The 16,593-nt window shown below is 72.7% G+C and carries 16 protein-coding genes; 7 read left to right on the forward strand and 9 right to left on the reverse strand.

Annotation, left to right across the window (positions count from 1 at the left end; all coding sequences use genetic code 11):
• On the reverse strand, positions 1–473 hold a 473-nt coding region (locus F5972_RS36245), incomplete at its 3' end, for a flavodoxin-dependent (E)-4-hydroxy-3-methylbut-2-enyl-diphosphate synthase (protein ID WP_191910498.1).
• 340 nt (positions 474–813) lie between these two features.
• Between F5972_RS36245 and F5972_RS36250 the strand changes: the two genes are divergently transcribed.
• On the forward strand, positions 814–1,947 hold the full coding sequence (locus F5972_RS36250; protein ID WP_225312216.1) for a lytic polysaccharide monooxygenase auxiliary activity family 9 protein: 1,134 nt from the start codon (positions 814–816) through the stop codon (positions 1,945–1,947).
• A 60-nt stretch (positions 1,948–2,007) separates the two neighbouring features.
• Here F5972_RS36250 and dxr read toward each other — a convergent pair whose 3' ends face one another.
• Positions 2,008–3,195, reverse strand: coding sequence for a 1-deoxy-D-xylulose-5-phosphate reductoisomerase (gene dxr, locus F5972_RS36255; protein ID WP_150940602.1), 1,188 nt, complete (start codon positions 3,193–3,195; stop codon positions 2,008–2,010).
• A gap of 199 nt (positions 3,196–3,394) precedes the next feature.
• Between dxr and F5972_RS39100 the strand changes: the two genes are divergently transcribed.
• Positions 3,395–4,522, forward strand: coding sequence for a trypsin-like serine peptidase (locus F5972_RS39100; RefSeq protein WP_150940604.1), 1,128 nt, complete (start codon positions 3,395–3,397; stop codon positions 4,520–4,522).
• A 66-nt stretch (positions 4,523–4,588) separates the two neighbouring features.
• Positions 4,589–5,635, forward strand: a complete 1,047-nt coding sequence (locus F5972_RS36265; protein ID WP_150940605.1) for a trypsin-like serine peptidase — start codon at positions 4,589–4,591, stop codon at positions 5,633–5,635.
• A 24-nt stretch (positions 5,636–5,659) separates the two neighbouring features.
• Here the strand turns inward: F5972_RS36265 and ppk2 are convergent, their stop codons facing one another.
• The 4 genes from ppk2 to F5972_RS36285 form a co-directional block, all read right to left on the reverse strand.
• On the reverse strand, positions 5,660–6,598 hold the full coding sequence (ppk2, locus tag F5972_RS36270; RefSeq protein WP_150940608.1) for a polyphosphate kinase 2: 939 nt from the start codon (positions 6,596–6,598) through the stop codon (positions 5,660–5,662).
• Between the two features lie 12 nt (positions 6,599–6,610).
• Entirely contained in the window at positions 6,611–6,859 is a 249-nt protein-coding gene (locus F5972_RS36275; RefSeq protein ID WP_150940609.1) for a hypothetical protein, read from the reverse strand.
• On the reverse strand, positions 6,856–8,013 hold the full coding sequence (locus F5972_RS36280) for an inorganic phosphate transporter (protein WP_150940612.1): 1,158 nt from the start codon (positions 8,011–8,013) through the stop codon (positions 6,856–6,858). Before F5972_RS36280 ends, F5972_RS36275 begins: the two co-directional genes overlap by 4 nt.
• A gap of 61 nt (positions 8,014–8,074) precedes the next feature.
• Positions 8,075–9,082, reverse strand: a complete 1,008-nt coding sequence (locus F5972_RS36285) for an aldo/keto reductase (protein WP_150940614.1) — start codon at positions 9,080–9,082, stop codon at positions 8,075–8,077.
• 124 nt (positions 9,083–9,206) lie between these two features.
• Between F5972_RS36285 and F5972_RS36290 the strand changes: the two genes are divergently transcribed.
• Positions 9,207–9,773 carry a TetR/AcrR family transcriptional regulator gene (locus F5972_RS36290; protein WP_225312217.1) on the forward strand — a complete coding sequence of 189 codons (567 nt, stop codon included), beginning with the start codon at positions 9,207–9,209 and terminating at the stop codon, positions 9,771–9,773.
• A 12-nt stretch (positions 9,774–9,785) separates the two neighbouring features.
• On the opposite strand, the gene F5972_RS36295 is transcribed toward F5972_RS36290, so the two are convergent.
• Entirely contained in the window at positions 9,786–10,877 is a 1,092-nt protein-coding gene (locus F5972_RS36295) for a HAMP domain-containing sensor histidine kinase (RefSeq protein ID WP_150940618.1), read from the reverse strand.
• Positions 10,874–11,527 (reverse strand): response regulator transcription factor, encoded by a 654-nt coding sequence (locus tag F5972_RS36300; protein WP_150940620.1) that lies wholly within the window; start codon positions 11,525–11,527, stop codon positions 10,874–10,876. Before F5972_RS36300 ends, F5972_RS36295 begins: the two co-directional genes overlap by 4 nt.
• A gap of 87 nt (positions 11,528–11,614) precedes the next feature.
• On the opposite strand from F5972_RS36300, the gene F5972_RS36305 reads away from it, so the two are divergent.
• Together F5972_RS36305 and F5972_RS38645 are read left to right on the forward strand one after the other, a co-directional pair.
• Complete coding sequence (locus F5972_RS36305) at positions 11,615–12,940, forward strand: S41 family peptidase (RefSeq protein ID WP_150940622.1); 1,326 nt, start codon at positions 11,615–11,617, stop codon at positions 12,938–12,940.
• 111 nt (positions 12,941–13,051) lie between these two features.
• Positions 13,052–14,209 carry a DUF6745 domain-containing protein gene (locus tag F5972_RS38645; RefSeq protein ID WP_225312218.1) on the forward strand — a complete coding sequence of 386 codons (1,158 nt, stop codon included), beginning with the start codon at positions 13,052–13,054 and terminating at the stop codon, positions 14,207–14,209.
• A gap of 81 nt (positions 14,210–14,290) precedes the next feature.
• Here the strand turns inward: F5972_RS38645 and F5972_RS36315 are convergent, their stop codons facing one another.
• Positions 14,291–15,736, reverse strand: coding sequence for an aldehyde dehydrogenase family protein (locus F5972_RS36315; RefSeq protein ID WP_150940624.1), 1,446 nt, complete (start codon positions 15,734–15,736; stop codon positions 14,291–14,293).
• 220 nt (positions 15,737–15,956) lie between these two features.
• Here F5972_RS36315 and F5972_RS36320 point away from each other — a divergent pair, with 220 nt between their 5' ends.
• Complete coding sequence (locus tag F5972_RS36320; protein ID WP_150940626.1) at positions 15,957–16,586, forward strand: TetR/AcrR family transcriptional regulator; 630 nt, start codon at positions 15,957–15,959, stop codon at positions 16,584–16,586.
• Positions 16,587–16,593 lie beyond the last annotated feature (7 nt).

The raw sequence follows: 16,593 nt of genomic DNA on the forward strand, positions 1-16,593 counted from the left end.
TTGGCCAGCAGGCGCGGGTCGAGGGACCCGGCGTTGACGCCGATCCTGATCGGCACGCCGGCGTCGGAGGCGGCGCGGGCGATCTCGCCGACCTTGTCGTCGAACTTCTTGATGTTGCCGGGGTTGACCCGCACCGCCGCGCAGCCCGCCTCGATGGCGGCGAAGACGTACTTCGGCTGGAAGTGGATGTCGGCGATGACGGGGATCTGCGACTTGCGGGCGATCGCCGGCAGCGCGTCGGCGTCGTCCTGGGACGGCACCGCGACGCGGACGATCTGGCAGCCGGCCGCGGTGAGCTCGGCGATCTGCTGGAGCGTGGAGTTGACGTCGGCGGTCAGCGTGGTGGTCATCGACTGCACCGAGACCGGCGCGTCCCCGCCGACGGGAACCGACCCGACCATGATCTGACGCGACACCCGCCGCGTGGCGACAGGCCGGTTCCGCACGGCGGGGATACCGAGATCAACAGACATTTCTGCACCTTGTGTGATAGGCGATGCCCGGTGGGGGGCCCTCCCAGTCTAAGGAGTGCCGCGGGGGCGGGTGGCCCGAAACCTTTTCACGACGAATGAAGGTTTCATGACTCGCGGACGATGAAAACGGTCCCACCTGCGTGGACGAGCGCCGCCGCGTCCGCCGGGGTGGGCGGTGGCACAAGGCCGACCTACAGTCCGATCAGCGCGAGTGCTCTCGCACCACCACCATCAGGTCGGTTAGTCAGAGGCTGTCCCCCGGGGCCGACGTGCTCGCGCCGTCGGCGGTGCCGTGCTGCACCACGAGTGCGGCAGCCATGACCACGCGAAAGGGTAGCCCGTGGGAAGACCACGAAGAACACCAACGAAGGCGACGATCGGCGTGATCGTGGCCGCGCTGTCCGCCCTCGTCTCCGCCGTCGTCCTCGCCTCCCCGGCGTCCGCGCACGGCGCCCCGATGACGCCCGGCAGCCGCACCTACCTGTGCTGGAAGGACGGCACGACGTCGAGCGGCGCCATCCAGCCGAAGAACCCGGCCTGCGCGGCCGCGGTCGCCAAGGGCGGGACCAACGCGCTGTACAACTGGTTCGCCGTGCTGCGTTCGGACGGCGCGGGCCGGATGTCCGGCTTCATCCCGGACGGGCAGCTGTGCAGCGGCGGCGCGATCGTCTATGACTTCAGCGGTTTCGACCTCGCCCGCGACGACTGGCCGGTCACCCACCTGACGTCCGGGGCGACCATCCAGTTCAAGTACAACAAGTGGGCGGCGCACCCCGGCACGTTCCGGTCGTACATCACCAAGGACTCCTGGAGCCCGACCCGCGCGCTGGCGTGGAGCGACCTGGAGTCGACGCCGTTCGACAGCGTCACCAACCCGCCGAGCGTCGGCTCCGTGGGCACCGAGGACGGCCACTACTACTGGGACGCCCGCCTGCCCTCGGGTAAGAGCGGCCGCCACATCATCTACACCGTGTGGCAGCGCTCGGACAGCAACGAGACGTTCTACAGCTGTTCCGACGTCGTCTTCGACGGCGGCAACGGCGAGGTGACCGGCGTCGGCCAGACCGGCACCAGCACCCCGACCCCGCCCGTCTCCCCGTCGGCTTCGCCCAGCATCACGCCCAAGAACTCGCCGAGCCCGCCGGTGAGCCCGTCCTCGTCCCCGTCGAGCGGCCCCGGCGGCTGCTCGGCGACGTACAAGGTCGTCAGCTCGTGGGGCGGCGGCTTCCAGGGTGAGGTGAGCGTCAAGGCCGGCTCCTCGTCCATCGGCGGGTGGACCGTCAAGTGGACACAGCCGAGCGGTGGCACGATCACCCAGGTCTGGAACGGCACGCTGAGCCAGTCCGGCAGCAACATCAGCGTGCAGAACGTGAACTACAACGGCAGCCTCAGCGCCGGCGCCTCGACCACCTTCGGCTTCCTGGCCAACGGAACGAGCAGCGGCACCCCGTCGCTGACCTGCTCGGCGGCCTGACCCGCCCGGCTGTGGCGCGGCCCGCCTGACCCGGGACGCGCCACAGTTCCAGCGGTGGTCTCAGCGTGTCAGCTCGGCCGCCCGCGCCCTCGCCCACGCGTCGGCGTCGAGGACCTCCTCGACGGACGACGCGGGGCCGGGGTCGTGGGCGGCCACCACGTGTTCCACGGTGTCCACGATGCCGGGGAACGGCAGGGCGCCCTTCAGGAACGCCTCCACGCACACCTCGTTCGCGGCGTTGTAGACCGCCGGGGCCGTGCCGCCCAGTGTGCCCACGTGCCGGGCCAGCGCGACGGCGGGGAACGCCTCGTCGTCGAGCGGCTCGAAGGTCCAGGTGCTGGCGGTGGACCAGTCGACCGGCCGGGCCGCTCCGGGCACCCGCTCGGGATAGGCCAGCGCGAGCGAGATCGGCAGCCGCATGTCGGGCGGGCTCGCCTGCGCGACCGTCGAGCCGTCCACGAACTCCACCATCGAGTGGATGATCGACTGCGGGTGGACCACCACCTCGATCCGGTCGAAGCCGATGTCGAACAGCAGGTGGGCCTCGATCACCTCCAGGCCCTTGTTGACCAGGGTCGCCGAGTTCACGGTGATGACCGGGCCCATGGACCACGTCGGGTGGTTCAGCGCCATCTCGGGCGTCACGTCCGTCAGCTCGGCCCGCCTTCTGCCCCGGAACGGGCCGCCGCTCGCCGTCACGACCAGCCGCCGTACGGCCGCCGGAGCGGCCCCGCCGGGACCGGCCGCCCACAGGCACTGGGCGAGCGCGGAGTGCTCGGAGTCGACCGGGATCAGCCGCCCCGGCCCGGCCAGCCGCTTGACCAGCGGACCCCCCACGATCAGCGACTCCTTGTTGGCCAGCGCGAGCACCCGGCCCGCCTCCAGCGCCGCGAGGGTGGAGGTGAGCCCCAGCGCCCCGGTGATGCCGTTCAGCACGACGTCGCAGGGCGACGCGGCGACCTCCGCCACCCCCTCCGGGCCCGCCAGCACCCGGGGCCGCGCCCCGGCGGCGGCGAGCGCCTCCCGCAGCGCGGGCACGGCCGCGGGGTCGGCGACGGCCACCGTCTCCGCCCCCGTCTCGGCCGCCTGCCGCGCGAGCAGGTCGGCCCGCCCGCCGCCCGCCGCGAGAGCGGTCACCCGGAACCGTCCGGACGCGTGGGCGACGACGTCGAGGGCCTGGGTGCCGATGGAGCCGGTAGAGCCCAGCACGACGACTGACCGGGGCTGCGGCGGGGATTGGGAGCTCATCCCCTCATTGTCGCCGAGCCGACGACCGCGACGGCATCCGTGTCGCCCTTCCGTTCCGCCGCGTGGAACACCCGATACGGCGGAGAAACCAGTACATCTATGCCGGAATCTCCCCATAGCCGTATAGGCGGATCGTGAGAAATCCGGGCGGAGGCGTCGCTACCTTCCCGCGTCAGGACATCCCGACACGGAGGTAGGCATGCACCCCTCGGCACGACGTCTCACGGCCCTCGCGGTCCCCAGTTTCGCGGCGGGGGCCATGGTCCTCCTCACCCTGCCCGCCGCCCCCGGCGCCGCGGAGACCACCGGGACGGCCGCCGCCGCTCCGCGGCCCGCCGTGCACGACGCGGCCGACACGGCGGCGGAGCAGCGGACGATCCGGAAGTTCTGGACCACCGCCCGGATGGAGGCCGCCAGGCCGCTGGAGGCGCCCAGCACCGGCTCGCGGCACTTCGCCGCCGCGGCCTCCGCCCTGCTCGACGCGTCCGGGGCGAGCCCCGCCGCCGTCGCCCCCACCAGCGCCCCCGCGAGTGCCCCCACAGGCGCCACTTCGGGCGTGTCCATGCAGGCCGCCGCGGCCGGGTCCTCGGCGTACGTCTCGTCCCGGACCTCCGGGTCGTCCTGGACGGCGGGCGGGACGATCGCGAGGACCACGGGCCGGGTGTTCTTCACGGTGACGGCCGGATCGGACGCCGGCCGGAACGCCTCCTGCACCGGCACCGCCGTCACCAGCGCCAACAAGAGCGTCGTGATCACGGCGGGGCACTGCGTGAAGGTGAACGGCGCGTTCCACGCCAACTGGGTGTTCGTGCCGGGCTACGACCAGGGCAACCGGCCCGACGGCACCTGGCCCGCGACCACCCTGCTCACCACCTCCCAGTGGAACTCCGGCGAGAACATGAACTACGACGTCGCCGCCGCCGTCGTGGCGCCCCAGGGGGGCAAGAGCCTGACCGACGTCGTCGGCGGCCAGGGCGTGGCGTTCAACCAGCCGCGCGGGCGCCAGACGTACGCCTTCGGGTATCCGGCCGGCGCGCCGTACGACGGGTCGAGGCTGGTCTACTGCAGCGGGCGCACGTTCGACGACTACCTGTCCTCGGAGGACCAGGGGCTGAGCTGCGGCATGACCGGAGGCTCCAGCGGCGGCCCGTGGCTGCTCAACTTCAGCCAGAGCACCGGCGGCGGCATGGTCAATTCGGTGAACAGCTTCAAGTACAACTTCGCGCCCTCCTGGATGTTCGGGCCGTACTTCGGCCCGGAGGCCGAGGCGGTCTACAACACCGCGCAGAACACCGCGCAGAACACGGCCCAGGAACCGGCCCGGTGATCAGCCTCCTCCCGATTCACGGAAAGTAGCCACACGGACACCGATGGTGGTCCACACTCGGGAGCCATGACTCCGAGCCTCCCCTTGCTTGCCGTCACCCTCCTCGCCGCCGGACTCGTCCGCGGCCCCGGACCGGCGGTCCCGCCGTCGCAGGGCCCGGTGACCGGCTCTGTGCAGGACCCCGTGGCGGACGTGGTGGAACACGTGGCGGACCACACCGCCGAGCCCTACTGGACGCCGCAGCGGATGGCGCGGGCGGTCCCGATCGGGCTGCTGGCGGGCCTGCAGAAGATCACCGCCCTGCCGCCTCCGGTCCTCGCGCCCGGCTCGGCGCGGCCCGCCGTACGAACCGGGACGTCCGAGACCGGCACGACCGGCACAACGGCCGGGGCGACCAGGACGCGGCAGGCGGCGGTGATGCCCCCGGTGACCACGAGCGGCACGCACTGGGCGGCGGGCGGTTCGGTGACGAGGACCACCGGCAGGGTCTTCCTGACCATGAACGGCGTGGACTTCGTCTGCTCGGCCAGCGCCGTGCGCAGCGCGAACCGGGACGTGGTCGTCACCGCCGGGCACTGCGTCAAGGACGGCTCCGGTGCCTGGGCCGAGAACTGGACCTTCGTCCCCGGTTACGACCAGGGGCGTCAGCCGTACGGCGCCTTCCCGGCCCGGCGCATGTTCGTCGCGGGGCCGTGGTCGCGCTCCGGGAACGACGACTACGACGTGGGAATGGTCGCCGTGGACGACCAGGACGGCCGGCACCTCACCGACGTGGTGGGCGGCCAGCCTCTGGGCTTCGACACGCCGCAGGGCCGGCGGACCTACGGGTTCGGGTTCCCCGCCGACCCGCCGTACGACGGGGAGCGCCTGCTCTACTGCGCCGGGGTCCCGCACGGCGACCCGCAGGGGCAGACCCGCGACCAGGGCCTGCGGTGCGACCTCACGGCGGGGGCCAGCGGCGGGCCCTGGCTCAGCGGCTTCGACCCCGGCTCCGGCCGCGGCACGCTGACCTCGGTGAGCAGCTTCAAGTACAGCAACGACCAGCGCACGATGTACGGCCCCTACTTCGGCTCGGCCGTACGCGACCTGTTCCGCGGCGCGGAACAGGCCTGATCGTGCGGGACGCGCGAGACCCGGTCAGAAGGGCGACAGGGGCTCGGCGTTGTCCTCGTCCACGATGTCGGCGGCGGACCGGACGATCAGGGGGTCGGGCCCGCCCACCACCGAGACGTCCTTGTCGTCGTAGTCGTACAGGGAGAGGACGTAGCGCATCGCCTCCAGTCGCCCGCGCTTCTTGTCGTTGCTCTTGATGATCGTCCAGGGGGCGTCCTCGGTGTCGGTGTTGAGGAACATGTCCTCCTTCGCCCGGGTGTACTCGTCCCACAGGTCCAGCGAGGCGATGTCCATCGGCGACAGCTTCCACTGCCGCACGGGATCGACCTGGCGGATGATGAACCGGGTGCGCTGCTCGGCCCTGGAGACGGAGAACCACAGCTTGACCAGGCGGATGCCGTCGCGCACGAGCATCCGCTCGAACAGCGGCGTCTGGTACATGAACTCCATGTACTCCTCGGGAGTGCAGAAGTTCATGACCCGCTCGACCCCGGCCCGGTTGTACCAGGACCGGTCGAACAGCACCATCTCCCCCGCGGCCGGGAGGTGGGAGATGTACCGCTGGAAGTACCATTGGCCGCGCTCGCGCTCGCTGGGCTTCTCCAGCGCCACCACGGTCGCGCCCCGGGGGTTGAGGTGCTCCATGAAGCGCTTGATCGTGCCGCCCTTGCCTGCGGCGTCCCGTCCCTCGAAGAGGATGACCAGGCGCCCGCCGGTGTCCTTCAGCCAGTACTGCAGCTTCAGCAGCTCGATCTGCAGCAGCCGCTTCTGCCGGTCGTAGTCCTGCCGCGAGATGCGGTGGTCGTACGGGTAGTGCTCCCGCCAGGTGTCCACCGGTCCGCCGTCGGCGCGGACGAGGACGGGATCGTCGTCATCGTCGTCCAGCACCTTCAGTCCGGGCGTGCGCCGCAGCAGCTCGACGCCGTCCGGGTGATCCTTAGCGACCTGCGACGCTTCCGGCATCTCCGACCCCGCTCACTTGGTCAGCATTACGTATAGGCCGAGCAACGCCCCGGCCAGGACGAGGCCGAAGCAGGCGACGGCGACGGCCGTTCCGGCCGCTCGCGCCGCGGACGTCCCGCTGCCCCGATCAGGGGCGTCGTACACCCGGCCCGCGGCGAGAGCCGCGAGACCGAGGGCGTAGACGGCGACCAGCCCGGCGCCGCCGAGCAGCCCGGCGAGCAGCACCTTCCACAGCACGGCGACGTCGATGTACTGGCTCATGCGACCGGCTCCTTCACGGGGACGAGACGCCCGGTCCACTCGGCGTTGACGTTGGCGTGGGTCACCGGCTCGCGCCGGGCGGCCAGGTAGAGGCCGCCGGCCAGCAGCAGCATCACGGCGAACACGACGGCCGCGCCGCCGGTGCCGCCGATGGCGTCGGCGCCCTTCCACGCCACCGCGCCCACGAGGGCGGCGGCCGGGAGCGTGACCAGCCAGGCCACGACCATGCGGCCGGCGACGCCCCACCGCACCTCGCTCCGCTCCCCGGCGAGCCGCCTGCCGAGCCCCGCGCCGACCACCGAGCCGCCGGTCACGTGGGTCGTCGAGAGCGGCAGCCCGAAGTGGGTCGCGGCGAAGATGACCGCCGCCGAGGAGCCCTCGGCCGCGAACCCCTGCGGGGGCCCGATCTCGGTGAGGCCCTTGCCCAGCGTGCGGATCACCCTCCAGCCGCCGGTGTAGGTGCCCAGGGCGATCGTCACGGCGCACGCGAGGATGACCCAGAACGGCGTGCCCGCGTCCGGCGCGATCGCATGGTCGGCGACGAGGGCGAGGGTGATGACTCCCATCGTCTTCTGGGCGTCGTTGGTGCCGTGGGCGAGCGACACCAGGGACGCCGAGCAGAGCTGGCCGACGCGGAAGCCGCGTTCCCGGAAGCGGTCGGGCGTCCCGCGGGTGATCCGGTGGACGAGGAAGGCGCCGGCCGTCGCCACGAGGGCCGCGAAGACCGGGGCGAGGACGGCGGGGATCAGCACCTTCGACACGATCGCGGCGCCCTTGACGGCGGAGGCGCCCACCGCGATGAGCGTCGCCCCCGCCACGCCGCCGATCAGCGCGTGCGACGAGCTGGAGGGGATGCCGAAGTACCAGGTCACGAGGTTCCAGGCGAGGCCGCCCACGAGCCCGGCGAAGACGACGGTCAGCGTGATCGCGCCGCTGTCGACGATGCCGGTCGCGATCGTGGCGGCCACCTTGAGCGACAGGAACGCGCCGGCGAAGTTGAGCACGGCGGACAGTGCGACGGCCGCGCGCGGCGGCAGCGCACCGGTGGCGATGGACGTCGCCATCGCGTTTGCGGTGTCGTGGAAGCCGTTCGTGAAGTCGAACGCGAGCGCCGTGACGACGACGACGGCGAGAAGCGCTGTGTTGGCGTCCATGGCTCCCTACTGCACCCGTGGAGCCGCGCCAATCCCTCCGCCGCCGATGTTCTCGCGACGTTCACCCCCCGGCCCGCGTCCCGTCGGCGGGCGCGAGGCGGGCGGGCCGGGAGACCTCGTCGAGGCGGGCGGCGACCTCGGGCGGCAGGGGCAGGTCGAGCCCGGCGAGGTTGTCGCGCAACTGGTCGAGCGTACGGGGCCCAACGATGACCGAGGTGACCTCCGGCCGCCGACGCACCCAGGCCAGCGCCACCGCCGCCGGTGTGACGCCGAGCCCGGCGGCCGCCTCGGCGACGTGCTCGGCGATCACGAGGTTGGGCTCGTTGAGCAGGCCGTCCGCCCAGGCGCGGGCCATGGGCATCGGCGACGCCTTGAGCCGGGCCATCCGGGTTCCCGCTTGGGGGGCCTCGCCCCGCCGGTAGCGGCCCGCGAGCACGCCGCCGCCGAGGGGCGACCAGACCAGCGTGCCGAGGCCGTGCCGCCGGCAGACGGGCAGGATCTCCGCCTCGATGCTCCGGGCGAGCAGGGAGTACTGCGGCTGCAGGGCCACGAAGGGCGTGCCGCCCGCCCGCTGCGCGGCCCACTGCGACTCCACGATCTGCGCCGCGGTGAAGTTGGAGCAGCCGATGTAACGCACCTTGCCCGAACGCACGAACCCGTCCAGGGCCGCCATGGTCTCCTCGATCGGGGTGGAGTCGTCCCACTGGTGGCACTGGTAGAGGTCCACGTGGTCGGTGCCGAGACGGCGCAGGCTGCCCTCCAGCGCCCGGGTCAGATGGGCCCGGGACAGCCCGCGGTCGTTGGGGCCGGGCCCCTGCGGCAGGAACGCCTTGGTGGCCAGCACGACGGAGTCGCGCCTGCCCCGGACGGCCCGCCCGACGATGCGCTCGGAGTCGCCGCCGTTGTAGGCGTCGGCGGTGTCGACCACGTTCCCGCCGGCCTCCAGGAAGGCGTCGACGATGCGGGCGGCCTCCGTCTCGTCGCAGCCGCCGGACGAGCCGAAGTTCATGGTGCCCAGGCACGCCGTGGAGACCTTCAGCCCCGAACGACCGAGTTGTGTGTGCCGCACTGCGCGCTCCCCTGTTCCCGTGTTCCCGCGGACCGGAACAACCGTTCCGATTATGTCGCGGCAACATACGGAACTAATGTTCCGCTGTCAACGCGGCCGATCCGGCCGCATGGGGAGGAGGACGATGACCGGCGACGCCAGACCACTGCGCGCCGACGCGCGGCGCAACCGGGCCCGGATCCTGGAGGCGGCCGAGACCGTCCTGGCCCGCGACGGGATGTCCGCGTCGATGCGCGCGGTCGCCCGCGAGGCGCAGGTGGGGCTCGGCACGATCTACCGGCACTTCCCCGACCAGGAGGCCCTCTACCACGCGGTGATCGTCGAGGGCGTGCTGCGTCTCCTGGCGGAGGCGGAGACGCTGCCGGCCGACGCAGGCGAGGCGTTCTTCGGGTTCCTCGGGCGCGTCGTCGCGGACGCGCGGCGGAGGAAGATCCCGGCCGACCTGCTGACTGCGGCCGGGGCCGATCCCAAAGCGGGGACGGCAGAGGCCTCCCGCGGCATGCGGAACGCGATCGAGCGGCTGCTGCCGGCCGCGCAGGAGTCGGGCGCGGTGCGGTCCGACGTCCGGATGCCCGAGCTCCTGGCCCTGCTGTCCGCGGCGTGCCTGGCGGCCGAGCGCGACCAGTGGAGCGACGACCTACGTAGCCGCGCGCTCGCCCTCCTCTTCGACGGCCTGCGGCCCCGCCGCTGACCACACCCCTTGTTACAGGACGACCGCCGGGAACGTCACGGCGACCTCGAGGCCGCCGCCGGGATTCGGGCGCGCCCGTACGGCGGCTCCGTGCGCGCGGGCGATGGACGCGACGATCGACAGTCCGAGCCCCGCGCCCTGCCCTCGGGTGGTGTGCAGGCGGCGGAACGGCGCGAAGAGGTCGTGGAACCGCTCCTTCGGCACCTCCGGGCCCGTGTTGCGGACCGTCAGCACGCCGTCGGCGAGGGTCACGTCCACGGTCCCGCCGGAGTGGTTGTAGCGCAGCGCGTTGTCGACGAGGTTGGTCACGAGCCGGTTCAGCAGGACCGGATCCCCCCGTACGACGAAGGGGGCGATCCGCGAGCTCACCGTCACGCCCGCGGGCCCCCTGCCGTCCGCGTCCGCGTCGGCCAGGGCGAGCCGTACGATCTCGCCGAGCGCCACCGGGCTCCGCTCGCGCAGTCCGTGCCCGGCCTGCGCGAGGGCGAGGAGGGCGTCGATGAGGTGCTCCATGCGGTGGTTGTGGAGCAGCAGCTTGGCGCGGATCTCCCCGACGTCCTCAGGCAGGCCGACCTCGATCGCCGTCCGCTGCACGGCCAGCGGGGTGCGCAGCTCGTGGGACGCGTTCGCGACGAACCGCCGCTGGCCCTCGACCGAGCGCTCCAGCCGGTCGAGCATGGCGTCGAACGTGTCGGCCAGCTCCTTCAGCTCGTCCTTCGGCCCGGCGAGGGCGATCCGCTCGTGCAGGGTGGACAGCGACAGCCGCTGCGCGGTGGCGGTGATCCGGTGGAGGGGCCGCAGGACGCGTCCCGCGACCACCCATCCCACCACCACCGACACCAGGGTCAGGGCCCCGATCGTCAGCGCGCTCACGTCCCACTGATAGTGGATGACGTCCCGCACCAGCTCCGACAGCGGCGGCGGCGGTTCCGGCCCGCCCAGGCGCGGGGCCGGAGGCGGCCGCTCCGGCGGCAGCGGGAACCGCGCGATCCGCGCGTCCAGCGCCTGCCGCATCAGCGTGTTCACGATGACCAGCAGCACGACGGAGGTGAACAGGAACAGCCCGGAGTAGATCAGCGTGAGCCGCACCCGGACCGTCGTCACAAGACGTAACCCGCGCCGGGGACGGTCTGGATGCAGGGCGGGTCGCCCAGCTTCGCCCGCAGGCGGCTGACCACCACCCTCACCACCGTCGTGAACGGATCGACGTTCTCGTCCCACGCCTCCTCCAGCAGCCGTTCGGCGCTCACCACCGCGCCCTCCGCCCGCAGCAGCGTCTCCAGGACGGCGAACTCCTTGAGCGACAGGTGCAGGTGCCTCCCGTCCCGGGACGCCTGGATGCGGTGCGTGTCGAGCGTGATCCCGTGCCGCGTCAGCACCGGCGGCACCTGCGACCTGCTGCGCCGCCCCAGCGCCCGCACCCGTGCGACCAGCTCGGCGAAGTCGAACGGCTTGGGCAGGTAGTCGTCGGCGCCCATGCCGAGGCCCGCGACCCGGTCCGGCACCGACGCCGCCGCCGTCATCATGAGGATCCGGGTACGGCTCCCGCGGGCGACCAGCTCGCGGCAGACGAGGTCGCCGTGCAGCTCGGGCAGGTCGCGGTCCAGCACGAGGACGTCGTAGTCGCTCACCGCCAGCCGCTCGGCGGCGCCCGCCCCGTCGTAGACCACGTCGACCGCCATCGCGTGGCGGCGCAACCCCATCGCCACGAGATCGGCGAGGTCGCGTTCGTCCTCCGCCACCAGAACCCGCATGGGGTCTTCGTACCGCAGCCGGGGTAACAGCGGCGTTAACGATCTCGTTCACGGCGCTGAAACCCGCTCCCCGCCACGCTGACGGACATGATCAGAACGTTCTGCTCCGCCGTCCTGCTGGCGGCCTGCGCCCTCGCGTCGGGGCCGTCCCCCGCGACCGCCGACGACGGCGGGCGATGCGCCACGCCGTCGGGACCCCCGCCCGTGTCCTCGCCGACGACGGTGAACACGCTCCGGCAGGCGTACGACTGCGTGCTCGACAACTACTACAGCGGGCCCGAGACGGATCCGCGGCAACTGCTGCGCACCGCCCTGGCCGCGTACACCCAGGACCTGGTCCGGCGCGGGGCCGACACGCCGGGCCTCCGCCTGCCCGCCCTGGCCGGGGACCGCGCCGCCGACTGGGCCGCCGTCGCGAAGGTGCTCGGCACCGGGGATCCGCGCGCCCTGCGGGCCGCGATCACCGGCATGGTCGCCGGACTGCACGACAACCACGCCCGGGTGGAGAACATCACCGCCCCGTCGGAGGGCGGGCCGGTGGGGACGGGCATCGCCGGTCTGTCGGCCGCGCAGGGCGGGCAGCTCGACCCGGCCGCCCGGCCGCCCCTGTTCATCACCCGCGTCCTGCCCCGCAGCCCGGCGGACAGGGCCGGCATCCGGCCCGGCGACATCATCGAGAAGGTCGACGGCATACCGGCGTTCATCGGGGAGAAGGTCAACCAGAGCCTCGTCGACACGTTCGCCTCCCCCACTGTGCGGCTCACGCTGAAGCGGCCCACTACGGGACGCGTCCGGACCGTGAGGCTCACGGAGGGTCCCCTCGAAGAGCAGAAGCGGGCGGTGACGGCGAAGACCCTCCCCGGGGGCGTCACCCACGTGAAGGTGCCGGGGTTCTTCCCGGGCGTCGCCGACCAGGTCATCGCCGCGTTGAAGAACACGTCGAAGGCCGCGGTCCTCGACCTGCGCGGCAACGGCGGCGGGTCGCCGCGCGAGGTGACCCGGCTGCTCGGCGCGTTCGCCCACGGCAAGGTGACCAGCTTCTTCTGCCCGCTCAGGGGCGACTGCGCGGCCAACCGCACCGACGACACCATCCCCCTGCTCGGCCTGCGCCTGGTCGTGCTGACCGACCGCGGCTGCGCCTCCGCCTGCGAGGACTTCAGCGCGGCCGTGAAGGACAACGGCCTCGGCGCCCTCGTCGGGGCCCGCACCGCGGGGGCCGTCTCCGGCCCGGCCGAGGCCTACCTCCTCGACGACGGCAGCGTGCTGCTGCTGCCGAAGGTCCGGCACCTCGGGCCGGCCCGGGAGATCATCGACACGGTCGGCGTCCCCGTCGACCACCAGGCGCCCATGACCGCCCTCGACCTGGCCGAGGGCCGCGACCCCGGCCTCGCCAAGGCTCTGTCCCTCCTGTAGGGGATCGGGCCGGGCGGCCGGAACCCCCCGCCGCCCGGCCTTCCAGGCCGGGGGCGGGTGTGTCACGATGGCAGACATGATCGTTGGAAAGGACGACGCCACCCGTATCCGGTGAGCGTCCTCGCGCAGCGGGAAGCTGCCGCAATCCGCGAAGAATGGCTGGGCCACGCGCTGTCGACGCGGCCCGCCGACCGTCCGGCCGCAGAGGCCGCCATCTCCGGGCTGTACGGCCTGCTCGGGCTCGCCCCGCCCCGGTTCCACTGGGTTCCGTCGCCGTTCACCGCCCTGACGACCGTCCCGCCCGGTCTTCGTCCACCCCCCGCGCAGGGCATGGACCTGGTGTCCGAGTGGCCCCTGCCGCGCCGGTTCCACTCCGTGGCGACAGGGCTCTGCCTGGACCTCGACGCGCGGGTCCGCCCCCGGTATCGGACCGTGGACCAATGGATCCACCGCGACGTACGCGTCCCGGCCGAGCGCTCCACTGACAGCGCGTTCGTCCTGCCGATCCTGGCGGCGCACCGCCCGAGCCATCCCTGGCCCGCCTGGTACCGGATCCAGAGCGTCGCCTGGGTCGCCCACTACGACGCCCTCCGCCGGGCCGCGGGCGTGGGCTACACCCCCGAGCAGAACCGGCGGCTCGACCTGTGGGCCGCCGCGGCCGCCTCCTGCGGCCCGTGGTGGCCGCACGAGCACGTCTGCGTCGTGTCCGAACGGCCCGTCGTCCTCCGTACGGAGGTGTGGGGCGACGACGGCGAGGTGCGGCTGCACTGCCCGGACGGCCGGGCCGTGCGGTACGCCGACGGCTGGGACGTGCACGCCTGGCACGGCATGCTCGTACCCCCGTGGGTCATCACCGATCCGGCCGTCGGCCACCTCGAGCGGTCGGCGCGCATCCCCGTCGTCGACGGCCTCCACGCCCAGGGCGACCTGATCGTCGCCCCGCTCGCCTTGATCGCGCCGGCCGTGGCGGTCCGGCCGGAGGCCCGGTGGACGGACGTGCCGCCCGAGGGGGTCGAACTCCTGCGCGGCGCCGCCGGGGGCAACCCGCACACGCTCGTCGCCGACCCCGGCACCTGCCGATGGACGGCGGACGTCGCGGACGCCGAGGGGCTGGCGCTCGGGATCTTCGAGGCCTCGGCCGTCGTCTACCTGCTGCATCCCGAACACGGGGCCACGGGCTGCGCCTCCGGCGCCTACGTCGTACGGCGGCAGCGCGAGCACGTCTCCCTCGACTGGCACGGGCGCGCGGCACGGCTCGTGGCCGACTGAGATCTCCCGAGAACCGAGATCGCCCGCGACGACGAGGGGCCCGGGGACGATCGTCCCCCGGGCCCTCTCGGACGCGTGGTTCTACAGCGTGAGGCCGGTGAGCACCATGACCTTCTCGTAGGTGAGGTCCTCCATGGCCGAGCGCAGTCCCTCGCGGCCCACGCCCGACTCCTTCACCCCGCCGTACGGCATCTGGTCGGCCCGGTACGACGGCACGTCGCCGATGATGACCCCGCCGACCTCGAGCTCCCGGTTGGCCCGGAAGGCGACGTCGAGGCTGCGGGTGAAGACCCCGGCCTGCAGGCCGTACCGGGAGTCGTTCACCAGGGCGAACGCCTCGTCGACGGAGGCAACCCGCTGCACGATCATGACCGGCCCGAAGACCTCCTCGCAGGCGACCTTGGCGCCGGCCGGCACGTCGGCCAGCACGGTGGGGGCGATGGTCGCGCCGTCGCGGGTGCCGCCCGCGAGCAGCCGCGCGCCGGCCTCCACGGCCTCGTTCACCCAGTTCTCGACGCGGATCGCGGCGTCCTCGCTGACGAGGGGGCCGACCTGCGTCTTCTCGTCGGCCGGGTCGCCGGTCACGAGGCCGCCGACGGCGCCGACCAGCCTCTCGGTGAAGGCGTCGGCGACCGAGTCCTCCACGATCACGCGCTGCACCGCGATGCAGCTCTGGCCCGCCTGGTAGTTGGAGAACAACGCCACCCGGCTCGCCGCCCAGTCGAGGTCTGCGTCGGCGAGCACGACCGCGGCGGCGTTGCCGCCGAGTTCGAGCGTGACGTGCTTGCGCGGCACGCTGTCGAGGATGGAGTAGCCGACCGGCCCCGAGCCGGTGAAGGAGACGACCGGCAGCCGGGGGTCCTCCACCAGGGAGGCGGCCCGGTCGTTGGGCACCGGCAGCACGGAGAACACGCCCTCCGGCAGGTCGGTCTCGGCGAGGATCTCGCCGAGCACCAGCGCCGACAGCGGGGTCGCGGGAGCCGGCTTGACCACGATCGGCGCGCCCACGGCGATGGCGGGAGCGACCTTGTGCGCCACCAGGTTGAGCGGGAAGTTGAAGGGCGTGATCGCCAGCACCGGTCCGTACGGCACCCGGGAGACGTAGGCGAGCCGTCCCTGCGCCGCGGGCTCGGTGTCGAGCCGCTGCACGTCGCCGCTGAAGCGGCGGGCCTCCTCGGCGCCGAAGCGGAAGGTGGAGACGGCCCGGCCGACCTCGCCCCGGGCCCAGAAGATCGGCTTGCCGTTCTCGGCGCTGATCAGCTGGGCGATCTCCTCGGCGCGCTCGCTCAGCCGCCGGGCCACGTGGGCCAGCGCCTCGGCGCGTACGTGGATGGGCAGGGCGGCGGCCTGCCCGCGCACCGCGTGGGCGGCGGCTACGGCCTGCTCGACCTGGTCGGGCGTCGGGACCGAGTGGACGCCGACGACCCTTCCGTCGTGCGGGTTGGTCACGGTCTGCTCGGCGTCTCCCGTGGCGGGGCGACCGGCGAGCCAGAAGGGGCGGGGATCGGAAGTGCGGCTCACGTCCATGTCTTCACGCTATGCCCCCAGCCGGGGACCGGTCGTTACTCCGGACGGGCCAATCGCCGCCCTCCGGCACGCCATGGTGGACAACTATGGTGGGATGTCACGGATGCGCGGCAATTTCATGATGTTTTCGGTTTACCGGCGGTTTGAAAGCCGAGCGGCATGGTTAAGTCATCTTCCGGGTCTGTCGCGGGACCCCCACAATCAGAAGGGCTCGTCGCTGATGGGTACGCCGGCGCCGCTCGGTCTTCAGGGTGCCTACGCACGCGGCCATCGGAGCAACTACGACGAGCTGCGCACTCGCCTTCTCGACGTCGCCAACGATCTGCTCGCCTCCGCGGGCCCGGAGAGCCTCACCGTACGCAGGATCGCGTCGGAGGCCGGCTGCTCCACCCAGCTGATCTACACGATGTTCGGCAGCAAGGAAGGCCTGGCCGAGGCGCTCTACCTGGAGGGCTTCGAACGGTTCCGCCGCAGGCTGGAGGCCGTGCCGCACCGCGCCGACCCGATGGAGCACCTCAGCCTGCTGGGGCCCGCCTACCGCGAGGCCGCGCTGTCCGAGCCCGGCTACTACAGCCTGATGTTCGAGCGGGCCATCCCCGGGTTCGTCCCGAGCGAGCGCGCCCGCACGCTGGCGAGGGCCGCGCTCAACATCGTCGACCGGGTGATCGCCGAATGCATCTCGGCGGGCCGCCTGGTGCCGACCCAGCCCCGGAAGGTCGCCGACACGCTGTGGGCCGCCGCGCAGGGCGCGCTCAGTCTGGAACGTGCCGGGCACCTGCCGGACGGCAAAACGTACGAGATAGTGACGAACGCGGCCATCCGGGCGTTCATCGCCCGCCCCCAGGCCTGACAGACCC

This window comes from Microbispora cellulosiformans (assembly GCF_008728085.1).
GTDB classification, from domain to species: domain Bacteria; phylum Actinomycetota; class Actinomycetes; order Streptosporangiales; family Streptosporangiaceae; genus Microbispora; species Microbispora amethystogenes.

Excerpts from the sequence above, each read along its gene's own strand:
- dxr (WP_150940602.1), bottom strand. The coding sequence starts at position 3,195 with ATGAGCTCCCAATCCCCGCCGCAGCCCCGGTCAGTCGTCGTGCTGGGC.
- F5972_RS39100 (WP_150940604.1), top strand. The coding sequence starts at position 3,395 with ATGCACCCCTCGGCACGACGTCTCACGGCCCTCGCGGTCCCCAGTTTC.
- F5972_RS36265 (WP_150940605.1), top strand. The coding sequence starts at position 4,589 with ATGACTCCGAGCCTCCCCTTGCTTGCCGTCACCCTCCTCGCCGCCGGA.
- ppk2 (WP_150940608.1), bottom strand. The coding sequence starts at position 6,598 with ATGCCGGAAGCGTCGCAGGTCGCTAAGGATCACCCGGACGGCGTCGAG.
- F5972_RS36275 (WP_150940609.1), bottom strand. The coding sequence starts at position 6,859 with ATGAGCCAGTACATCGACGTCGCCGTGCTGTGGAAGGTGCTGCTCGCC.
- F5972_RS36280 (WP_150940612.1), bottom strand. The coding sequence starts at position 8,013 with ATGGACGCCAACACAGCGCTTCTCGCCGTCGTCGTCGTCACGGCGCTC.
- F5972_RS36290 (WP_225312217.1), top strand. The coding sequence starts at position 9,207 with ATGACCGGCGACGCCAGACCACTGCGCGCCGACGCGCGGCGCAACCGG.
- F5972_RS36300 (WP_150940620.1), bottom strand. The coding sequence starts at position 11,527 with ATGCGGGTTCTGGTGGCGGAGGACGAACGCGACCTCGCCGATCTCGTG.
- F5972_RS36305 (WP_150940622.1), top strand. The coding sequence starts at position 11,615 with ATGATCAGAACGTTCTGCTCCGCCGTCCTGCTGGCGGCCTGCGCCCTC.
- F5972_RS36315 (WP_150940624.1), bottom strand. The coding sequence starts at position 15,736 with ATGGACGTGAGCCGCACTTCCGATCCCCGCCCCTTCTGGCTCGCCGGT.
- F5972_RS36320 (WP_150940626.1), top strand. The coding sequence starts at position 15,957 with ATGGGTACGCCGGCGCCGCTCGGTCTTCAGGGTGCCTACGCACGCGGC.